Below are 19,196 nucleotides of genomic sequence, written 5' to 3' on the forward strand. Positions count from 1 at the left end.
GCGGGGTTGGCGGAGTCGCTTCCGGAGTACATGATTCCTGCGGCGTTCGTGATGCTCGCTGTGTTGCCGTTGACGCCGAACGGCAAGGTTGATGCCGGTGCGTTGCCTGCGCCGGAGTTCAGTGCGGGTGTGGGTGGTCGGGGGCCGCGCACGGCGCGTGAGGAGATCTTGTGTGGGGTCTTCGCCGGGGTTTTGGGTGTTGACCGTGCTGGGGTCGACGACAATTTCTTCGATCTGGGTGGGCATTCGCTGCTGGCGATGCGTCTGATCAGCCGGGTTAGGGCCACGTTCGACGTGGAGCTGTCCGTGCGGGACCTGTTCGAGGCGCCGACGGTGGCGCAGCTCGCCGCGCGTCTGGACGCGGTGGCGGGAGCGCGGCCCGCGCTGACCCGGGCGGTCGAGCGGCCCGAGCGGGTGCCGCTGTCGTTCGCCCAGCGCCGCCTGTGGTTCCTGCACAAGCTCGAGGGGCCCAGCGCGACCTACAACGTGCCGATGGCGCTGCGGCTCTCCGGCGCGCTCGACATCGCGGCGCTGCGTACCGCAGTCGCTGACCTCACGGAGCGCCATGAGAGTCTGCGGACGATCTTCCCGGAGGCCGACGGCACGCCGTACCAGCAGGTGCTGGAGGGCGCCGCGGCCCACCCGGTGGTCGAGGTCGTCGATGCCGACGAGGACGGTCTGGACGCGGCGGTGCGGGAGGCGATGGGCCGGCCCTTCGACCTGACGGACGAAGTGCCCCTGCGGGCTCATGTGTTCACGCTGGCCGAGGACGACCACCTCCTGCTGCTGCTGGCCCATCACATCGCGAGCGACGGCGCGTCCATCGGCCCGCTCCTGCACGACCTTTCGGCGGCCTACCGGGCGCGCCGCGTCGGCCAGGCGCCTGTGTGGGCTCCGCTGCCGGTGCAGTACGCCGACTACACCCTGTGGCAGCGCGATGTCCTGGGTGACGAGAGCGCCCCGGAGTCGGTGATCGCCGGCCAGGTCGCCTACTGGAAGGACGCCCTGGCCGGCCTGCCCGACCAGCTCGAGCTGCCCACCGACCGGCCCCGGCCCGCCATCGCCGGCCACCAGGGCGACAGCGTCGCCTTCCAGTGGGACGCGGACCTCCACGAGGGGCTGGTGCGGCTGTCCCGGCAGCATCAGGCGAGCCTGTTCATGGTCGTGCAGGCGGGTATCGCCGCACTGCTGACCCGGCTGGGCGCGGGCACCGACATCCCCATCGGCTCGCCGATTGCCGGGCGCACCGACGACGCCATGGAGAACCTGGTCGGCTTCTTCGTCAACACGCTCGTGCTGCGCACCGACACCTCCGGCGACCCCACCTTCGCCGAACTCCTCGGCCGGGTACGGGAGACGGACCTGGCGGCCTACGCCCATCAGGACGTGCCCTTCGAACGGCTCGTGGAGATCGTCAACCCGGCCCGTTCGCTCTCCCACCATCCGCTGTTCCAGGTCATCCTGACCTTCCAGAACAGCGAGGACATCGAGGCCGGCCTTCCGGGCATCGAGGCCCGGGACCACAGCCTGGCCGCCGTGGCGGCGAAGTTCGACCTGTCCTTCGCGGTCGAGGAGCAACTGACCGACGAGGGGCTGCCCGCCGGGCTGTGCGGATCGGTGGAGTTCGCGACGGACCTCTTCGAACGGGACACCGCGCGGGCTGTCGCCGGGCGGCTGGAGCGGCTGCTGCGCGCGGTCGTGGCGGATGCGGCCCGGCCGATCGGGGAGCTGGACGTGCTCGGGGCCGAGGAGCGCGAGCGGCTGCTCACCGGCTGGAACGACACCGCGCACGACGTCCCGGTGGCGACGCTGCCGGAGCTGTTCCAGGCGCAGGTGGCACGGACACCGGACGCGGTGGCGGTCGCACACGACCGGGCACAGCTGTCGTACGCGGAGCTGAATGCGCGGGCGAACCGGCTGGCGCACCACCTGATCGGGCGCGGTGTCGGCCCGGAGCGGATCGTGGCGCTCGCCCTGCCCCGCTCCGTCGACCTGGTCGTCGCGATTCTCGCGGTCCTCAAGACGGGCGCCGCCTACCTGCCCGTCGACCCGGACTACCCCGCCGACCGCATCACGTACATGCTCGGCGACGCCCGGCCCGTGCTCGTCCTGAGCGACGCGGAGATCGCGCGGACGCTGCCGCGGACCGAGGTACCCGTGATGGACGTGCCGGGGACGGCCGGGGCTCTGGCCGCGCTGCCGGAGCGCGACCCGGTGGACGCGGACCGCCTGGCGCCGGCGGCCATGACGAACCCGGCGTTCGTGATCTACACCTCGGGCTCGACGGGCCGCCCCAAGGGCGTGGTCGTCGAACACCGGTCGCTGAACGTCTATCTGGCGTGGGCGCGCAGCGCCTACGGGGCGGTGGGTGGCCGGGCGCTGGTGCACTCGCCGGTGTCTTTCGACCTGACCGTGACCGGCCTGTTCGGGCCGCTGACGGCGGGCGGCTGCGTACAGCTCATCGAGCTGACCGAGGAGTCGGCCGATGAACTGCCCGAGCGCCCCACGTTCGTCAAGGCGACGCCCTCCCACCTGGGGCTGCTGATGGCCCTGCCCGAGCGGTTCTCACCCACCGGCCAGCTCGTCCTGGGAGGTGAGTCGCTCCTCGGCGAGATCCTGGACGAATGGCGGCAGCGGCACCCCGGTGTCACGGTCATCAACGAGTACGGGCCGACCGAAACCACCGTCGGCTGCACGGAGTTCCGGATCGCACCGGGTGCGAGCGCGCCGGCCGGCGTCGTCACCATCGGCCGGCCGATCTGGAACACCCAGATGTACGTCCTGGACGCCCGGCTGCGGCCGGTGCCCGCCGGGGTGACCGGTGAGCTCTACATCGCCGGTGAACTCCTCGCCCGCGGCTACCTGAACCGTCCCGGCCAGACCGCCGGCCGATTCGTCGCCAACCCGTTCGCGGCCTCCGGCACGCGGATGTACCGCACCGGCGACCTCGCCAAGTGGCGCACCGACGGCCGGCTGGAGTTCGTCAGCCGCGTCGACAACCAGGTCAAGGTCCGCGGCTACCGCATCGAGCTGGGGGAGATCGAAGCCGTGGTCGCCGCGCACCCCTCGGTCGGCCGGAGCGCGGTCATCGTCCGCGAGGACCGGCCGGGCGACAAGCGGATCACCGCCTACCTCACGGCCGCGGACGGCCGCCCGGCGCCGGACACCGCGCAGCTGCGGGTGCACGCCGAGGAGGCGCTGCCCGGCTACATGCTGCCTTCCGCGTTCGTAGTGCTGGACACGCTGCCGCTCACCCCGAACGGCAAGCTCGACCACGCCGCGCTCCCGGCCCCCGAGACCGCCGCGGCGCCGGACGGCAGGGGACCGCGCACGCCACAGGAGGAGGTGCTGTGCGGCATCTTCGCGGAGATCCTCGGCGTCGAACACGTCGGGATCGACGACAACTTCTTCGACCTCGGCGGGCACTCCCTGCTCGCCATGCGACTGATCAGCCGCATCCGCACCACCTTCGACATCGAACTGACCGTCCGGGACCTGTTCGAGGCGCCGACGGTCGCGGGGGTGTCCGACCGCCAGGCCGACGCCGCGCTGGGGCGCTCCGGCCCGGCCCCGATGGACCGGCCGGAGCGTATACCGCTGTCGTTCGCCCAGCGCCGCCTGTGGTTCCTGCACCAGCTGGAGGGCCCCAGTCCCACTTACAACGTGCCGCTCCTGCTGCGGCTGACCGGCACGCTCGACGTACCGGCGCTGCGTTCGGCGCTGGCCGACCTGACCGGACGGCACGAGAGCCTGCGCACCGTCTTCCCGCACGACGAAGGCACCCCCTACCAGCTCATCCGGTACGGCGCGGCGGGGCGGCCCACCGTCGAGTGCGCCCGCCTCACCCCGGACGAGCTGACGCCGGCTGTCGCCGAGGCGGCTCGCTACGCTTTCGATCTGACGCGCGAAATCCCGTTGCGGGCATGGCTGTTCGAGACGGCGCCGGACGAGCACACGCTGCTGGTGCTGATCCATCACATCGCCGGTGACGGAGCTTCGGTGAGCCCGCTGGCCCGCGATCTGTCCGTCGCGTACACGGCGCGCCGCGCGGGCCGGGCGCCTGTGTGGGCTCCGCTGCCGGTGCAGTACGCCGACTACACCCTGTGGCAGCGCGATGTCCTGGGTGACGAGAGCGACCCGGAGTCGGTGATCGCCGGCCAGGTCGCCTACTGGAAGGACGCCCTGGCCGGTCTGCCCGACCAGCTCGAGCTGCCCACCGACCGGCCCCGGCCCGCCATCGCCGGCCACCAGGGCGGGACCGTGGAGTTCGCCTGGGACGTCGCGCTGCACCATGACATCGCGCGGCTGGCACGCGAGCACCGGGTGAGCGTCTTCATGGTGCTCCAGGCCGCCCTGGCCACCCTGCTGACCCGCCTCGGCGCCGGCACCGACATCCCCCTGGGCACGGCCACCGCGGGCCGGACCGACGAAGCGCTCGACGACCTGGTCGGGTTCTTCGTCAACACGCTTGTGCTGCGCACCGATACCTCCGGCAATCCGACCTTCGCCGAACTGCTGGAGCGGGTACGGGAGGCGGTCCTGGCCGCCTACGCCCACCAGGACGTGCCCTTCGAACGGCTCGTGGAGCTCGCCAACCCGGTCCGCTCACTGGCCCATCACCCCGTTTTCCAGGTGGCGTTGGGGCTGGACGAGACGGCTGCCGGTGAGGTGGAGATGCCTGGGCTGACGGTCGAGGACCTGACCGTCGGCACGGGCGTGGCCAAGGTTGATCTGGCGTTCAATCTCGCCGAGCGGGTGGGCGATGACGGAAAGCCCGACGGGCTGCACGGCGTCGTGGAGTTCGCCACGGATCTCTTCGAGAGGCGGACGGCGCAGGAACTCGCCGGGCGGCTGGAGCGGCTGCTGCGCGCGGTCGTAGCGGATGCGGCCCGGCCGATCGGGGAGCTGGACGTGCTCGGCGCCGAGGAGCGCGAGCGACTGCTCACCGGCTGGAACGACACCGCGCACGACGTCCCGCCGGCGACGTTCCCGGAGCTGTTCCAGGCCCAGGTGGCGCGGGACCCCGGGGCTCCGGCGCTGGAGTTCGAGGACGACACGCTGTCCTACGGGGAGCTGAATGCGCGGGCGAACCGGCTGGCGCACCACCTGATCGGGCGCGGTGTCGGCCCGGAGCGGATCGTGGCGCTCGCCCTGCCCCGCTCCGTCGACCTGGTCGTCGCGATTCTCGCGGTCCTCAAGACGGGCGCCGCCTACCTGCCCGTCGACCCGGACTACCCCGCCGACCGCATCGCGCACATGCTGGACGACGCCCGGCCCGCCCTGGTACTGACCAGCGACCGGGCGGCGGGCAGGCTGCCCCGGACCGGCGCGCCGGTGCTCATGGTGGCGGACCTCGTACCCGGCCCCGGCCCCGACCACGATCCTTCGGACGGCGACCGCACCACTGGACTGCTGCCGGACCACCCGGCCTATACGATCTACACCTCCGGCTCCACCGGCCGGCCCAAGGGCGTCGTCGTCGCCCACCGGGGACTGGCCAACCTGTCGGCCCACCAGACCGAACGGCTGGGCGCCGGCCCGGGCTGCCGGGTCTCCCAGCTGGTGTCGCCGAGTTTCGATGTCTCCGTGGCGGAGCTGTCCATGGGCCTGCTGTCCGGCGCCTGTCTGGTCATGCCCGCCGAGCAGCCGGCCGGGGAGGAGCTGGCCGGCTTCCTGGCCGACCGGGCCATCACCCACGCCCATGTACCCCCGGCGCTGCTCACGGGCATGCCACGCCGGGACCTTCCGCAGCTCGCCTCGCTGATGGTCGGCGCAGAGGCGTGCCCGCCGGATGTCGTCGCGTACTGGTCGCAGGGGCGGCGGATGGTCAACGCGTACGGCCCGACCGAGGCGACCGTGGACAGCTGCTACGCGGTCTGCGACCCGCACGAGGGCTCGGGCCGGACGCCCATCGGCCGGCCGGTCTTCAACACCCGGTTGTACGTTCTCGACGACCTGCTGCAGCCCGTCCCGGCGGGCGTAACCGGTGAGCTGTACCTCGCCGGCCGGGGGCTGGCCCGCGGTTACCTGGGCCGCCCGACGCTGACCGCCGGCCGGTTCGTCGCCGATCCGTACAGCGCCACCGGCGAGCGGATGTACCGCACCGGTGACCTCGTGCGGCGCCGGCACGACGGCCAGTTGGAGTTCGTCGGCCGCGTCGACAACCAGGTCAAGGTGCGCGGTTTGCGCATCGAGCTGGGCGAGATCGAGAACGTCCTGCTCGCGCACCCGGCCGTCGGCCGGGCCGTGGTCATCGTGCGGGAGGACCGTCCCGGAGACAAGCGGATCACCGCCTACGTCGTGCCGGAGCCGGCGGGTACGGGCCATGCAGGCGGCCCGGATGCCGGTGAGGGCGGCCTGGACGTCGCCGAACTGAGGGAGCGGGCTGCCGAAGCGCTGCCGGAGTACATGCTGCCGTCCGCCTTCGTCGTCCTCGACGCCCTGCCGCTGACGCCCAACGCCAAGCTGGACCGGGCGAGACTGCCCGCACCGCGCGTCAGCGGCACCGAGGACGGCCGCGGTCCGCGTACCGCGCGGGAGGAGACGCTGTGTGCGCTCTTCGCGGAGGCCCTCGGCGTGGAGCGGATCGGGATCGATGACAACTTCTTCGATCTGGGCGGGCATTCGTTGCTGGCCGCGCAGCTCGCCGGCCGGGTGCGCACGGCGTTCGGCGCGGACTTCGGCGTCCGGGACCTGTTCGCCGCGCCCACCGTCGCCGCGCTCGCCGCGGGGATCGGCACCGGGGACGGCGGCAGCGGGCCCGACGGCCGTGGGGCCCGGGGCGACGGACTGGACGTACTGCTGCCGCTGCGGCCCGCCGGTGGCCGTACGCCGCTGTTCTGCGCGCACCCCACCGTTCCGCTGAGCTGGTGCTACACCGGCCTGCTCAAGGAGCTGGACCCCACCTACCCGCTCTACGGTCTGCAGAGCCCGGGGCTGAACGGTACGAGCGAACTGCCGGTCAGCTTCCCGCAGATGATCGAGGAGTACGCCACACGGATCCAGCAGGTACAGCCCGTCGGTCCCTACCGGCTGCTGGGCTACTCGCTGGGCGGCAACATCGCCCAGGCACTCGCCACCCTCCTCCAGGAGCGGGGCGAGGAGGTGGAGCTGGTGGCCGTGCTCGACGCCTACCCCGGTGGAGACGTCGACCCCGAACCGCTCACCGGCGGCCGGATCCTCGCCCGGTTCCACGCGGATCTGAGCGGGGGCAACGGCGGGCCGGCAGACACGGCGCGGATGCGCAGGGACGTGATCGACTCGCTCCGGCCCAGCCTGCCGGACGACATGACCGAGGAGCAGCTCTCCCGGCTGCTGGACGCGATGATCGTCGCGGTCGGGAACACCAGCCGGTACGAGCCGCAGGTGTTCAAGGGCGATCTGCTGCTGGTCACCACGACCGTCGGGCGCCCGGACCACGCCACGATGCCCGAGGCATGGCAGCGCCTCACGGACGGTGAGGTCATCTACCGCCCGGTCGCCGCCACACACGACGACCTGCTGGAGGGCGAGGCCCTGCACACGGTCGGTGCGGTGCTCGCCGAGCGGCTTCGGATGCTGGACGCCGCCCGCGGCAAGTAGCCCCGGTCCACTGTCCTACCGCCCGCCCCTCCGTAGGGCGGTAGGACAACCCGTGGCCCCGGCAGCCGACTTGGCCGCCGTTCGCCCGCCCGAGACGGGCGAACGGCCCGTGGGCGAGCAACCCGATAACGAAAGAAAACCGTGCCCTCATACGGTCCTGGCAACCTGCTGATACCCGATCCGGAGAGCGAGACCATGGACGGGACACCCCTTTCCGACACAGCCGACATGCGCCGCCGCAGGCTTCTCGGGCTTGGCGCAGCCGCGGCCGCCGCCCCCGCTCTGCTGAGTCTGTCCGCGCCCCGTACTCGGGCCGCCGACGCACCTGGTGGGCACCCGCCCGTCCGGCCCGCCGCCGCGACCGGCAAGCGCGGCGGTCTGAACGAGGCGAGCCTCACCGAGCTGCGGGACCGGTTGGCCGACGGGAAGCTCACCTCGGTGGAGCTGACACGGTTCTACCTGGACCGGATCGCCGAACTGAACCACCGGGGCCCGGCCCTGCACGCTGTCCTGGAGACCAACCCGGACGCCCTCGCACTCGCCGCCACCCTGGACGCCGAACGCCGCGCGGGCAAGATCCGCGGACCGCTGCACGGCATCCCGCTGTTGATCAAGGACAACATAGGCACCGCGGACAAGATGCACACCAGCAACGGCATGCGCGCACTGCTGGGCGTCCGGCCCGCGCAGGACGCCACGGTCGTCGCCCGGCTGCGTGCGGCCGGCGCCGTTCCGCTCGGCAAGGGCAACTTGACCTCGCTGGTCAGTTCGTCGAGCGGCTACAGCCCGCGGGGTGGCCAGACCCGCAACCCGTACAAGCTCGACCGCTCGCCGAACGGCTCCAGTTCGGGCCCCGCGGCGGCCACTGCGGCCGGCCTGTGCGCGGGAGCCATCGGGACCGAGACCATCGGCTCGATCCTGGGTCCCGCGGGCGCCAACGGCGTGGTCGGCATCCGGCCCACAACCGGGCTGGTCAGCCGCACCGGCATGTTCCCCGGTGCCCGTAGCTTCGACACGATCGGGCCGCTGTGCCGCACCGTGGCGGACGCGGCGCTGCTGCTGGGCGTACTCACGGGGACCGACCCCACCGATGCGGCCACCACAGCGAGCGAGGGCCACTTCCACCGGGACTACACCCCCTTCCTCAAGCCGGGCGGTCTGCGCGGCGCCCGAATCGGCGTCGTCAGGGAGGTCTTCGCCGGCTACAGCGCCCACGCGGACAAGGTGCTGGCACAGGCCATCGAGGTGCTCAAGGACGCCGGCGCGGTGGTCGTCGACCATGCCGACATCCCCACTGCCCAGCGGATGATGACGGACTTCCAGGAGGCGCTCACCCTCCAGATGACCGAGATGAAGAACGACAGCGAGCACTATCTGGCCCGGACACCGGGCACGCATCCGCGCAGCCTGGCGGAGCTCATCGCCTACAACAAGGCCCATGCGGACACCGAGTTGGAGTACTTCGGCCAGAGCATGCTGGAAACCCTGGCCGCCTTCCCGGGCAAGCCATCGGACGCCGCGTACAAGAAGGCGGTGACGACGGTCCGGCGGGTGGCCAGGGACGAGGGCATCGACGCGGCGCTGAAGAAGCACCGGGTGGATGCGCTGCTGATGCCGACCGGTGCGCCGACCTGGAAGATCGACCTGGTCAACGGCGATCCGCAGATCATGGGCAGCGCCCTTGCCGTGGGCTACGCCGGCTACCCGGCGATCAGTGTGCCCGCCGGTTTCGTCCACGGGCTGCCGGTGGGTATCACCTTCGCCGGCACGGCGTGGAGCGAACCCGATCTGATCCGCTTCGCGCACGCCTTCGAGACCGCCCACCCGGTCCGGCGTGCCCCGGGCTTCACACCGGCGAGCGTCGGACTGTGACGCCCACAGCGGTCGTCAGCGGAGGCACCCGCGGCATCGGACTGGCGCTGAGCCTTCGGCTCGGCGCGCTGGGCCACAGGGTGATCGCCCTCTACCGGAACGACCGGGAAGCGGCACGACAAGCGGAGGAAGCCGGCGCGGGCTCCATCGAAGCGGTGCGCCTCGACGTGGCGGACGCGGCGTCGGTACGCGAAGGCTGCCGCCGCATCCTGGACGAGCACGGAGCCCCCGAGGTGCTGGTGAACAACGCGGGCCGCAACAGGGACCGGCCCTTCGCCGAGCTCACCGACGAGGACTGGGACGAGGTACTGGCCACGAACCTGTCCGGCCCCTTCCGGCTGTGCCGCGCCCTCGCCCCTGCCATGGTGTCCGCCGGTCGCGGCACGATCGTCAACGTCGGCTCGACGACGGCGATCCGCCCCCGCCGCGACGGCGCCAACTACTGCGCCAGCAAGGCGGGCCTGCTGCAGCTGACCAAGTGCCTGGCGCTGGAACTCGCCCCGGCGGTACGGGTCAACGCCCTGATCCCCGGATTCACGGACACCCCGGAAGTGACCGAACGGTACGGCCTGGACGTGCCTGAGAAACGGGACGAGATCGTCCGCAGTATTCCGCGCGACCGGATCGGCACGACCGCAGACATCGCTCAGGCGCTGGAGTTCCTGGTCACCGCCGGCAGTTCCTACATCACCGGACAACAACTGATCGTGGACGGCGGCCACTTCATGGCGTGAACCCCGGTGAACCTGATGGCGTCCGGTCCGCAGAACCAGTAAGTGGAGGAACGACAAGAAATGCAACTGACTCAGACGCAGATCGATGAATACCGCGAAAACGGTTTCTTGTTCTTTGAGTCTCTACTGGACCAGAGGGAAATCACATGCCTGCGCGAGGCATTCCAACGGGACTGCGAAATACCCGGCCCTCAGCTCATACTGGAGGAGGGGCGCAACGAGGCCCGCGCCGTCTACGCCTCACACCACAGGCAGCCGGAGTTCGCCGCGCTCATGCGGGACCCGCGCATCCTGGCCCCGGCCAGGCAACTCCTGACGGACGACGTCTACGTCTACCAGTTCAAGATCAACGCCAAGCCTGCCTTCGGCGGCGAGAAGTGGTCCTGGCACCAGGACTACGCCGCCTGGCGGATCGCCGACCGCCTCCCGGCCCCGCGCCAGATCAATGTCGGCCTGTTCCTCGACGACGTCGACGAGTTCAACGGCCCCGTCATCTATCTCCCCGGCTCGCACCGCACCGGGCTCGTGCGCGACGACCGCGATGCGTCCGCCAAGTCGGCGCAGCACCTCGACCCCGACGACATCTCGCTCACCCCGCAGCAGCTGGCCGAACTCGCCCAGCACAGCGGCATGGTGAGCCCGAAGGGCCCGGCCGGCTCCGTGGTCCTCTTCTCGCCGGAGATCGTGCATGGCTCCGCGCCGAATATGTCGCCGTTCCCGCGCCGGCTCCTCATCGCCACCTACAACGACTGTGCGAACCTGCCCTCCTGGGAGGGCGAGCCGCGCCCTGAGTACGTCGTGTGCCGTGACGCCGATCCGCTGCGCACCCTCGATTCCCCCTTCCTCGACGAACTCGGGGCGGTGGCGGCATGAGCGAGACCCGTGATATCGCACAGAGCTGCGCGGTCGTACTGGAAGAGTTCGGCAAACCGCTGGTTCTGCGTGAGTTCGCGATCCCGTCACCTCCCGAGGGCGGCATGACCGTGAACTGCACCTACGGCGGGATCTGCGGCACCGACCTCCACCTCCGGCAAGGCCACCTGGCCATCCCCACGCCCCTGGTCCTCGGCCATGAGGGGCTGGGCACCGTACGGGAGCTCGCCGACGGGGTCACACATGACGCGAACGGCGCTGCACTGCGGCCCGGAGACACCGTGATGTGGGCCTCGTCCATCGCCTGCGGCCGATGCGTCCCCTGCACGCAGCACCGCGAGCCCACCCTGTGCCAGAACCGCCGCACGTATGGAGTCAACCGCTCACTGGACGACGGTCCAGGCCTGAACGGGGCCTGGGCACAGCACATCGCGCTGCGTCCGGGCACCACCGTCGTGCGTCTTGACGACGCCATCGACCCGCTCGCCGCCATGTCGCTGGCCTGCGCCGGCCCCACCGCCGTCCACGCGCTGTACGAGCGGCGCCCGGTCCGCCTCGGCGAGGTCGTCGTCGTACAGGGCAGCGGCCCGGTCGGGCTCGCGGCGGCGGCCCTGAGCCAGCTCGCGGGCGCGGCAAAGGTGATCATCGTCGGCGGGCCCGCAGGACGGCTGGAGGCAGCGGCGGCGGCGGGCATCGGCGATGTCCACCTGAACATCGCCGAAGCCGACGATCCGCACCAGGTCCTGGAGCAGGTACGCGAGGCTGCCGGCGGAGACGGGGCCGACCTCGTCATCGAGTGCGCCGGCGTGCCCGGCGCCGTCGCGCAGGGCCTGCGGCTCGCACGCAGGGGCGGCTCGTATCTCATCATCGGCCAGTACACCGACGCGGGTGACACCCCGCTCAACCCGCACCAGATCGTGTACCGCCAGCTCGATGTGGTCGGCTCCTGGGCCTTCACCGGAGCACACCTGGCCGAGTACGTGAAGCTGCTCCCGGCACTGACCGCGCGCTTCGGACTGCGTGACCTGGTGACGTCGTATCCGCTGAGCGAGCACGCCACAGCGCTGACGGCCGTCAGCGAAGCAGCGGTGATCAAGGCGGTCCTCGCGAGCTGACAGCTGACCCGCCGCAACACCCCGTACGTGGGCACCTTCCGGCTCCGCGCCGGAAGGCCACGCCCATCGCACCTGCCGGCCGCAGCTGACCTCCTCCGCCCTCCGCCCGAAGTTCCCGGACCCGGTGCAGGTGTTGACGGCTACGGCTGTCACGGCTGACCCGGAAATGCTGTCACCTCAGTTGCCCGCCGTCCCAGCCATGGCAGATGAACCCTCGGCCATCAACGGCCATGCGCCGGCCGCCACTCCGAGGACCTCCCGCAGGATGGCGCACTTCCGTGTCATGCGTGCGTGGGGATTCCCAAGCAAGAAGACCTTCGCTCTGCAGATCGAGCACAACCGCTCGGTGCGCGGGCTGCAGGGCCTGATATTCAGCCGCAACGACCGGGCCGGACGCGGCAAGTCCCCTCGCGCCTGGGCCTGGTCACCGAGGCCGTCGAGGCCGCGGACGGCATGGACTTCTCCACCCACATCGAGGTGTTGCAGGTCGAGGCGCTGTGCCGGGGCCATCACCGCCGTCGGCGGACCTCCGCCGCCCACGCGGCCGCGCTCTCACCGGAGTCCTGCCGGTCGACGCGCCCCGTTGGACTGCCCCCGGTGCGGTCCGTCAGCGCTTCTGGATGATCGTGAACGAAGCGCCTTCGGTGTCGGCGACCGTCGCCAGCCTGCCGTGCGGGGAATCCTGTGCCGGGCGCAGTACCCGCCCGCCCAGTTCGGTGACCCGGCGCACCGCGGCATCGGTGTCCGGGACCGCGAAATACGTCATCCAGTACGGGCCCCGGTCGCGCAGCGGGGCGTTGCCCACGCCGTGAATCCCGGCCACCGGACGCCCCTTGATGTGCAGCGTCAGATAGTCGAAGCCGGACGGGCCCACGGCTTCCGACTCGAAGCCGAAGACCCGTTCGTAAAACGGCTCGACGACGCCGGTCTCCTGGGTGACCAGTTCGTTCCACACCGGGGTGCCCGGCTCGCCGCTGACCGCGGTGCCCATCATCGACCTGCCCTGCCAGATGCCGAAGATCGCGCCTTGGGGGTCGGAGCCGATCGCCATCCGCCCCGCGTCGTCCGCGTCCAGCGGCCCGACGCCCACCGTGCCGCCGCAGCAACGGATCTGCTCGGCGGTGGCATCCGCGTCGTCGCTCGCCAGATAGGTGGTCCAGGCGACGGGTAGATGCCGACCGGGTGCCAGCTCGCCGATCCCGGCCACTTCCCGGCCGTCGAGGTAGGCGCGGGCGTACGGACCGAAGTGCTGCGGCCCCGGGCGGAACTCCCAGCCGAAGAGCGCGCCGTAGAACTCCTGCGTCGCGGAGAGGCTGTGTGCCAGGAGGCTCACCCAGCAGGGCGCGCCGGGCATCCGCCGAGTCGCTGCCTCGGTCGTCATCGTCACTTACTCCTCGGAGCATCGGGGTGCTGGCCATGGGGGTACGGGCGCGGGTCCCGAGCAAGATGCTCGCACCCTGTGACCTGCTGTGCGCCCCGGCCGCGCCGTCCTTGGCGCGTTCGCGAGGGAGAATGCCCGTTTTACTGGTTTGCAGCCGTTTTGACGACGGCGTCAACTCGCGTAACTCCGTCATACGGAGGGTGGGATCCCGCCTTCTCTGCGTAGCCATCGCTACGCAAGGATGAGTCCCATGAATGCCATCATCACCGCTACCGAACTCGCGAGCGAGTTGGCGGGGTCCGCCGCCCCGGTGCTTCTCGATGTCCGTTACCAGCTCGGCGGTCCGCCCGGTCGCCCGGAGTACGAGGCCGGGCATGTGCCCGGTGCGGTCTACGTCGACCTCGACGACGAGCTGGCCTCGGCCCCCGGCCCGGCCGGCCGCCACCCGCTTCCCGATCTCGGCCTCTTCGGCGACGCCATGCGGGCGGCCGGTGTCAGCGCGGACCGCACCGTGGTCGTCTACGACGGCGGGCAGGGCTGGGCCGCCGCACGCGCCTGGTGGCTGCTGCGCTGGTCGGGTCACCCCGATGTCCGCGTACTCGACGGCGGCCTCCCCGCATGGCGGGAGTCCGGCGGAGCCATGAGTGTCGACAAGCCGACTCCGCGAGTCGGTGACTTCGCCCCCGCCCCCGGGGCGCTGCCGCTGCTGACGGCGGACGACGCGGCCTCTCTGGCGCGCCGGGGCGTCCTCCTGGACGCGCGTGCCGCCGAGCGCTACCGGGGTGAGGTGGAGCCCATCGACCGCGTCGCAGGCCATATCCCGGGTGCCGTGTCCGCCCCGACGACCGAGAACGTCGCCGAAGGGGGCACCACCTTCCGCGACGCGTCGGAGCTGACCAAGCGGTTCGCGTCGCTGGGCGCCACGGAGGACGCCGAGGTCGGCGTCTACTGCGGCTCCGGTGTCTCCGCCGCCCACGAAGTGCTCGCCCTCGCGGTGGCGGGTATCCCCGCCGCGCTCTACGTCGGCTCCTGGAGCGAATGGTCCGGCGACCCGTCCCGCCCGGTGGCCACCGGCCCCGAGCCGGGCTGAGCCACCGGCCCGCTCCTCTACGGTGCTCTGACAGCGCGCCGCCCGCCCTCCGAGACTTCAGGGGGCGGGCGGCGCGCTTGTCGCGGGGCTACTCCGGCTTTTTGCGGCGGGTGCCGAAGACGATCTCGTCCCAGCTCGGCACCGCAGCCCGGCGGCCCGGTCGTACGCCGTCCGCCTCGGCCTGCCGGTCCGTCGTCCCGGTCAGCCGGTCGCGGTGCCCGGCCACCGCCCGCGGCATCAGCACATCGGCGTACGCGGAACCCGCGCCCGCGCTCGCCGCCGGGGCGGCCGGCTCCTCCAGCTCTTCCTCAGCCGGCTCCTCGCTCTGCGGCGCCTTGACGGCCTCCGGAACGACCATGTCACCGCGGAAGCTCGGCACCGCCTCGAGCAGGCTGGTCAAGGAGTCCCGCTCGCGTTCGCGCTCGGCGACGGCTTCCTCCGGGGCCCGCGGCCCGCTCTCCTCGCCGCCCGACTGCGCTGCCCGCTCGGCCCGCTCGCCGCGGTCCGGCATCTGACGGTCCAGGGCACGGTCCAGCGGCCGGTCGCGCGGCAGCCGCGCGATCCGGGGTACGAAGGGGAAGCTGGGCTCGGGGGTGTCGTCGTTCTCGCCGATCAGCGCCCGCGCCTCGTCGTCCACGGCCTGTACGAGTCGCCGTGGCGGGTCGTACGTCCAGCTCGCGGAGTGCGGCTCGGTTGCGACGCGGTAGACCAGCAGTACTTCCCAGGTGCCGTCGTCGCGGCGCCAGGAGTCCCACTGGATGCTGTCCTTGTCGGCGCCGCGCAGCAGCAGCCGCTCCGCGACCGCCTCGCCGAGCTGCGGCCCGGTGTTCTCGCCCGGACGCCGTACGGGAGTCTTGCGGGCCCGCTCGGCCATGAAGGCGCGCTCCGCCAGGACCGGCCCCTCGAAGCGGCGCACCCGGTCGACGGGGATGCCGGCGAGCTGGGCGACCTCTTCCGCGGAGGACCCGGCGCGTATCCGCGCCTGGATGTCCCGCGGACGCAGGTGGCTCTCGACCTCGATCTCGATCTGGCCCAGGCGTGCGCGGTCGTTGCGGACCGCGGCGCGCAGCCGCTCGTCGATCGGAAGCGTGTACTCGGTGCTGTCCGCAGCTTTGAGCACCAGCCGTGTGCCGTCGTTGGAGACGGCCACGACACGCAGTTCGGGCATGGGGACCTCCCGGGTGGTGCCTGCCGACGTCACGTGCGTCGCTGCTTCCGCTAGTCGAGTGTGGCCTGCCCGGGTGCAGCCTGCCACAACATTGCCGAGTTGCCCGGCGTATCGAGGCTTCGCCCTCAAACGCCGTTATGACACGGTTACCACTTCGCAACGCTTGGTGACCATGTCGCTTGCCCGGTGTCCGATCACCCGTGCCGAGCGACGGCGCCCCGGGTCGAGTGCCGTCTTCGGGGCCTCTCCCGTGGATCCGGGCAGCCGGACGGGATCCCGGGCCAGGGCTCGCCACAGTACTCCATTTGGGCCACTGAAGTGGACCGCCGCGCCGCTGAAGTTCTGATGCGGTAACGGAGTTGGGTCGCCTTGTCGATCTCTCTACCGCTGTCACGGGTGGGGAGATTCACAGAATCTCCAGAATTGGAACTATCTCCTTCGCCAAAAGGTCACTTCTCCATGCAAGCTGGATCGAACGGGCTATCAAAGGTTGGAGATGGACGAAGAAACCGAAAGCGACATCAAGAAGAGGGAGAAGCGGATCGACCTGAGCATCGCCCAGGTCGCGGGCAGTGCTCTCGCGGCGGCCGTCGCCGCCTACCTCGCGGGCCGGCTCGGCGTCTACGGAACCATCATCGGCGCGGGTGTGGTCAGTGTCGTGGCCACGACCGGCGGCTCGATATTCCAGCATCTGTTCCGGCGCACCGGCGAGCAGCTCAAGGAAGCATCGGTCACGACCAGGCCGAAGCCGCACCGCTCTCCTTCCACCCACCCTCGATCCACAACCGGAGCGGCAGCCCGTGCCCAGCGCACGATGGTGCTGCCGACCTTCGACAAGCAGGGCGCGCCGGACGACGTCACCGCCGTCGCGGCCAGGACCCCCGGTCCCGGCACGGACCGCACCCGCCTGCTTCCGCAGGCCGCCCAGGCATACCGCCGTGACCCCGCGGGCGCGCACCCCGCGCCGCGGTCCCACGAGGCGACGCGGATGCTGCGCCCGGCCGATGCCGCGGGCGCCGGACGGGCCACCGACAAGACGCAGCTGGTGCCGCGGCTGGACGACCGGACCATGGCGCCGGGCCGGCCGGCTCCGGGCACGGCCACCGCCGTACTGCCCGGAGCCGACAAGGCCGAGCACGACGGACAGCCCGAGGAAATCGGCACTGCGACGTACGGCACGCGGCTGCGCGGCTGGAAACGGCCGGCCCTCGGCGCGCTCGCCGTCTTTGTGCTCGCCATGGGCGCCCTCACTGGTACGGAGCTGATGGCCGGGCACACGCCGAGCGGCGAAAAGGGCACCACGTTGCAGCATCTCACCAGCATCGGCGGCTCGGGCGGCCATCGGCCCAGCGGTCCCCGGACGCCGGACCCGGGCCGCTCCACCGGCAACGGCACGCATGGCGGCAACAGCAGCGGGGAGCCGACCCCGGACCCCAGCGGCTCCGACAAGACCGGCAGTGGCAGCGAGTCCGGCAGCGGTTCGCCGTCCCCGACGCCGACCCCGTCCGACGGGGGCAAGACCTCCCCGGACCCCGAGACGTCCCCGTCCACCGGGCCGTCCCCGAGCCATTCCTCCGGGAGTGGCAGCGATACCGGCAGCGGCGACGGTTCGACCGGCGGCCAGGACCAGGGCGGGCAGTCGCCCCCGGCCGAGCAGCAGGCTCCGCAGCCGAACGCCTCCTGACGCGGCGCGCGCCTCGGACGAACGCGCCCGGCGCCCCATGCCGGGGTGCCGGCGCGCGTTCGTCGCCGTCGCCGTCAGTCGCCCAGTACGCGCCGCAGATAGCTGTTGGCGAACCGGCGCTCGGGGTCGAGCCGGTCGCGCAGCGCGGTGAACTCGCCGAACCGCGGATACGCATCCGCCAGATAGCCGGCGTCGCGGGTGTGCAGCTTCCCCCAGTGCGGGCGGCCGCCGTGTGCCGTCATGATCCGCTCGGCGGCCGCGAAGTACGCCTCGTGCGGCGTGCCGCGGTACATGTGGACGGCGACGTACACCGTGTCCCGGCCGGAGGCGGTGGACAGCGGGATGTCGTCGGCCGGGGCGGTACGCACCTCCACCGGGAAGCTCACCCTGAAGTCCGAGCGCTCCACCAGTGTCTTGAGTTCACCCAGCGCCTCGACGGCGACCGCCCGGGGCAGCGCGTACTCCATCTCCACGAACCGCACCCGCCGTGGCGAGGTGAACACCTTGTAGGGGATGTCGGTGTAGGTACGGGCCGACAGCGCCCGGCTGGAGATCTTGGCGATGCCCGGTATGGCGGCCGGAATCGCTCGTCCGACGGAACAGGCGACCTGGAAGACGCCGTTGGACAGCAGCTCGTCCTCAATCCAGCCGCTGACCTTTCCGGGCGGCGCGGCCGGGCCCTGGCTGCGGTTGTTGCGCTTGGTGTTGCAGCTGCCGGTGTGCGGGAACCAGTAGAACTCGAAGTGCTCGTTCTCGGCGACCAGCTCGTCGAACCGGCCTGTCACCTCGTCGAAGGGCATCGGCTCCTCGCGGGCGGTCAGCAAGAACTCCGGCTCCACGGCGAAGGTGAGCTCGGTGACCACGCCCAGTGCGCCCAGGCCCAGTCGCGCCGCCGCGAAGATCTCCGGGTTCTCCTTGGCGGAACAGGCCAGCACCGAACCGTCGGCGGTGACCAGTTCGAGCGCGGTGATCTGGGCGGCGATGGAGGCGGAGTCGCGGCCGGTGCCATGGGTGCCGGTGCTGGTGGCCCCGGAGACGGTCTGCTCCATGATGTCGCCCATGTTGGTCAGCGACAGTCCGTGCGCGGCCAGCGTCTCGTTGAGGTGCTTGAGGGGCGTACCGGCAGCCACCGTGACCGTCCCGGCCTCGCGGTCCACCTTGCGTATGCCGGTCAGCCGCTCGGGGCGGATCAGCAGCCCGTCGGTGGCGGCCGCCGCGGTGAACGAGTGGCCGGTGCCGGCCGCCTTCACCGTCAACTCGTCCGCGGCGGCGCCGCGTACGGCGGCCGCCACTTCCTCGGTACTCGCCGGGGCCACGGTCCGGGCGGGACGAGCGGTGACATTGCCCGCCCAGTTGCGCCACGGCCCACCCGGACCGCGCCCTCCCGAGCCGCCGACGGCGTTGCTGGCTGCCATGGTGACGTCCCCTCCCTCCGCGCGGGCAGGCCGAGTTCGGCCGCCGTTGGTGTCAGCGCATGATGCCAGTCACCGACGCGACTTCCAGGTGAGGTGACGGGAATCACATGATCAAGGAATCGGCCGGAATCGCCCGGCTCCGGGACATGTCGTACCGGCGGTAACAGTGGAGGCGGGTGCGGATGGAACCGGGGTGCCGGTTGTGCCGTTGGAGCGGAGTGGCGCGCCGGATTCGGTCATGGTCCAGAGGGGGGCGCTGGTTTCCTCGATGGTCCAGAGAGGT

The 19,196-nt window shown here is 71.5% G+C and carries 10 protein-coding genes and 1 pseudogene; 8 read left to right on the plus strand and 3 right to left on the minus strand.

Annotation, left to right across the window (positions count from 1 at the left end):
- The 6 genes and pseudogenes from ACZ4S3_RS38390 to ACZ4S3_RS38415 all read left to right on the plus strand — a co-directional run.
- A partial coding sequence (locus tag ACZ4S3_RS38390) for an amino acid adenylation domain-containing protein (protein ID WP_467943211.1) occupies positions 1–7,581 on the plus strand: 7,581 nt, incomplete at its 5' end.
- 195 nt (positions 7,582–7,776) lie between these two features.
- Entirely contained in the window at positions 7,777–9,453 is a 1,677-nt protein-coding gene (locus ACZ4S3_RS38395; protein WP_467943213.1) for an amidase, read from the plus strand.
- Positions 9,450–10,187, plus strand: coding sequence for an SDR family NAD(P)-dependent oxidoreductase (locus ACZ4S3_RS38400; protein ID WP_467943214.1), 738 nt, complete (start codon positions 9,450–9,452; stop codon positions 10,185–10,187). Before ACZ4S3_RS38395 ends, ACZ4S3_RS38400 begins: the two co-directional genes overlap by 4 nt.
- 60 nt (positions 10,188–10,247) lie before the next feature.
- The gene (locus tag ACZ4S3_RS38405) at positions 10,248–11,060 is read left to right on the plus strand and encodes a phytanoyl-CoA dioxygenase family protein (protein WP_467943216.1); all 813 of its coding nucleotides are present in this window, start codon (positions 10,248–10,250) and stop codon (positions 11,058–11,060) included.
- On the plus strand, positions 11,057–12,175 hold the full coding sequence (locus tag ACZ4S3_RS38410) for a zinc-binding dehydrogenase (protein WP_467943217.1): 1,119 nt from the start codon (positions 11,057–11,059) through the stop codon (positions 12,173–12,175). The genes ACZ4S3_RS38405 and ACZ4S3_RS38410 overlap by 4 nt, the downstream gene beginning before the upstream one ends.
- A 265-nt stretch (positions 12,176–12,440) precedes the next feature.
- Positions 12,441–12,649: pseudogene (locus ACZ4S3_RS38415) on the plus strand (hypothetical protein); the annotation flags it as partial.
- 133 nt (positions 12,650–12,782) lie between these two features.
- Here ACZ4S3_RS38415 and ACZ4S3_RS38420 read toward each other — a convergent pair.
- Positions 12,783–13,556: a VOC family protein gene (locus ACZ4S3_RS38420; RefSeq protein WP_467943218.1), complete on the minus strand. Its 774-nt coding sequence runs from the start codon at positions 13,554–13,556 to the stop codon at positions 12,783–12,785.
- A gap of 250 nt (positions 13,557–13,806) precedes the next feature.
- Here ACZ4S3_RS38420 and ACZ4S3_RS38425 point away from each other — a divergent pair, with 250 nt between their 5' ends.
- A complete protein-coding gene (locus tag ACZ4S3_RS38425; RefSeq protein WP_467943220.1) occupies positions 13,807–14,646 on the plus strand; it encodes a sulfurtransferase in 840 nt (279 codons plus the stop codon).
- A gap of 88 nt (positions 14,647–14,734) precedes the next feature.
- Here ACZ4S3_RS38425 and sepH read toward each other — a convergent pair whose 3' ends face one another.
- Positions 14,735–15,814, minus strand: a complete 1,080-nt coding sequence (sepH, locus tag ACZ4S3_RS38430; RefSeq protein WP_467943221.1) for a septation protein SepH — start codon at positions 15,812–15,814, stop codon at positions 14,735–14,737.
- A 496-nt stretch (positions 15,815–16,310) separates the two neighbouring features.
- Between sepH and ACZ4S3_RS38435 the strand changes: the two genes are divergently transcribed.
- Complete coding sequence (locus tag ACZ4S3_RS38435) at positions 16,311–17,498, plus strand: hypothetical protein (RefSeq protein WP_467943222.1); 1,188 nt, start codon at positions 16,311–16,313, stop codon at positions 17,496–17,498.
- Between the two features lie 74 nt (positions 17,499–17,572).
- Here ACZ4S3_RS38435 and ACZ4S3_RS38440 read toward each other — a convergent pair whose 3' ends face one another.
- Complete coding sequence (locus tag ACZ4S3_RS38440) at positions 17,573–18,913, minus strand: D-arabinono-1,4-lactone oxidase (protein WP_467943224.1); 1,341 nt, start codon at positions 18,911–18,913, stop codon at positions 17,573–17,575.
- Between the last annotated feature and the right edge of the window lie 283 nt (positions 18,914–19,196).

This window comes from Streptomyces sp. NPDC028368, from assembly GCF_055565615.1.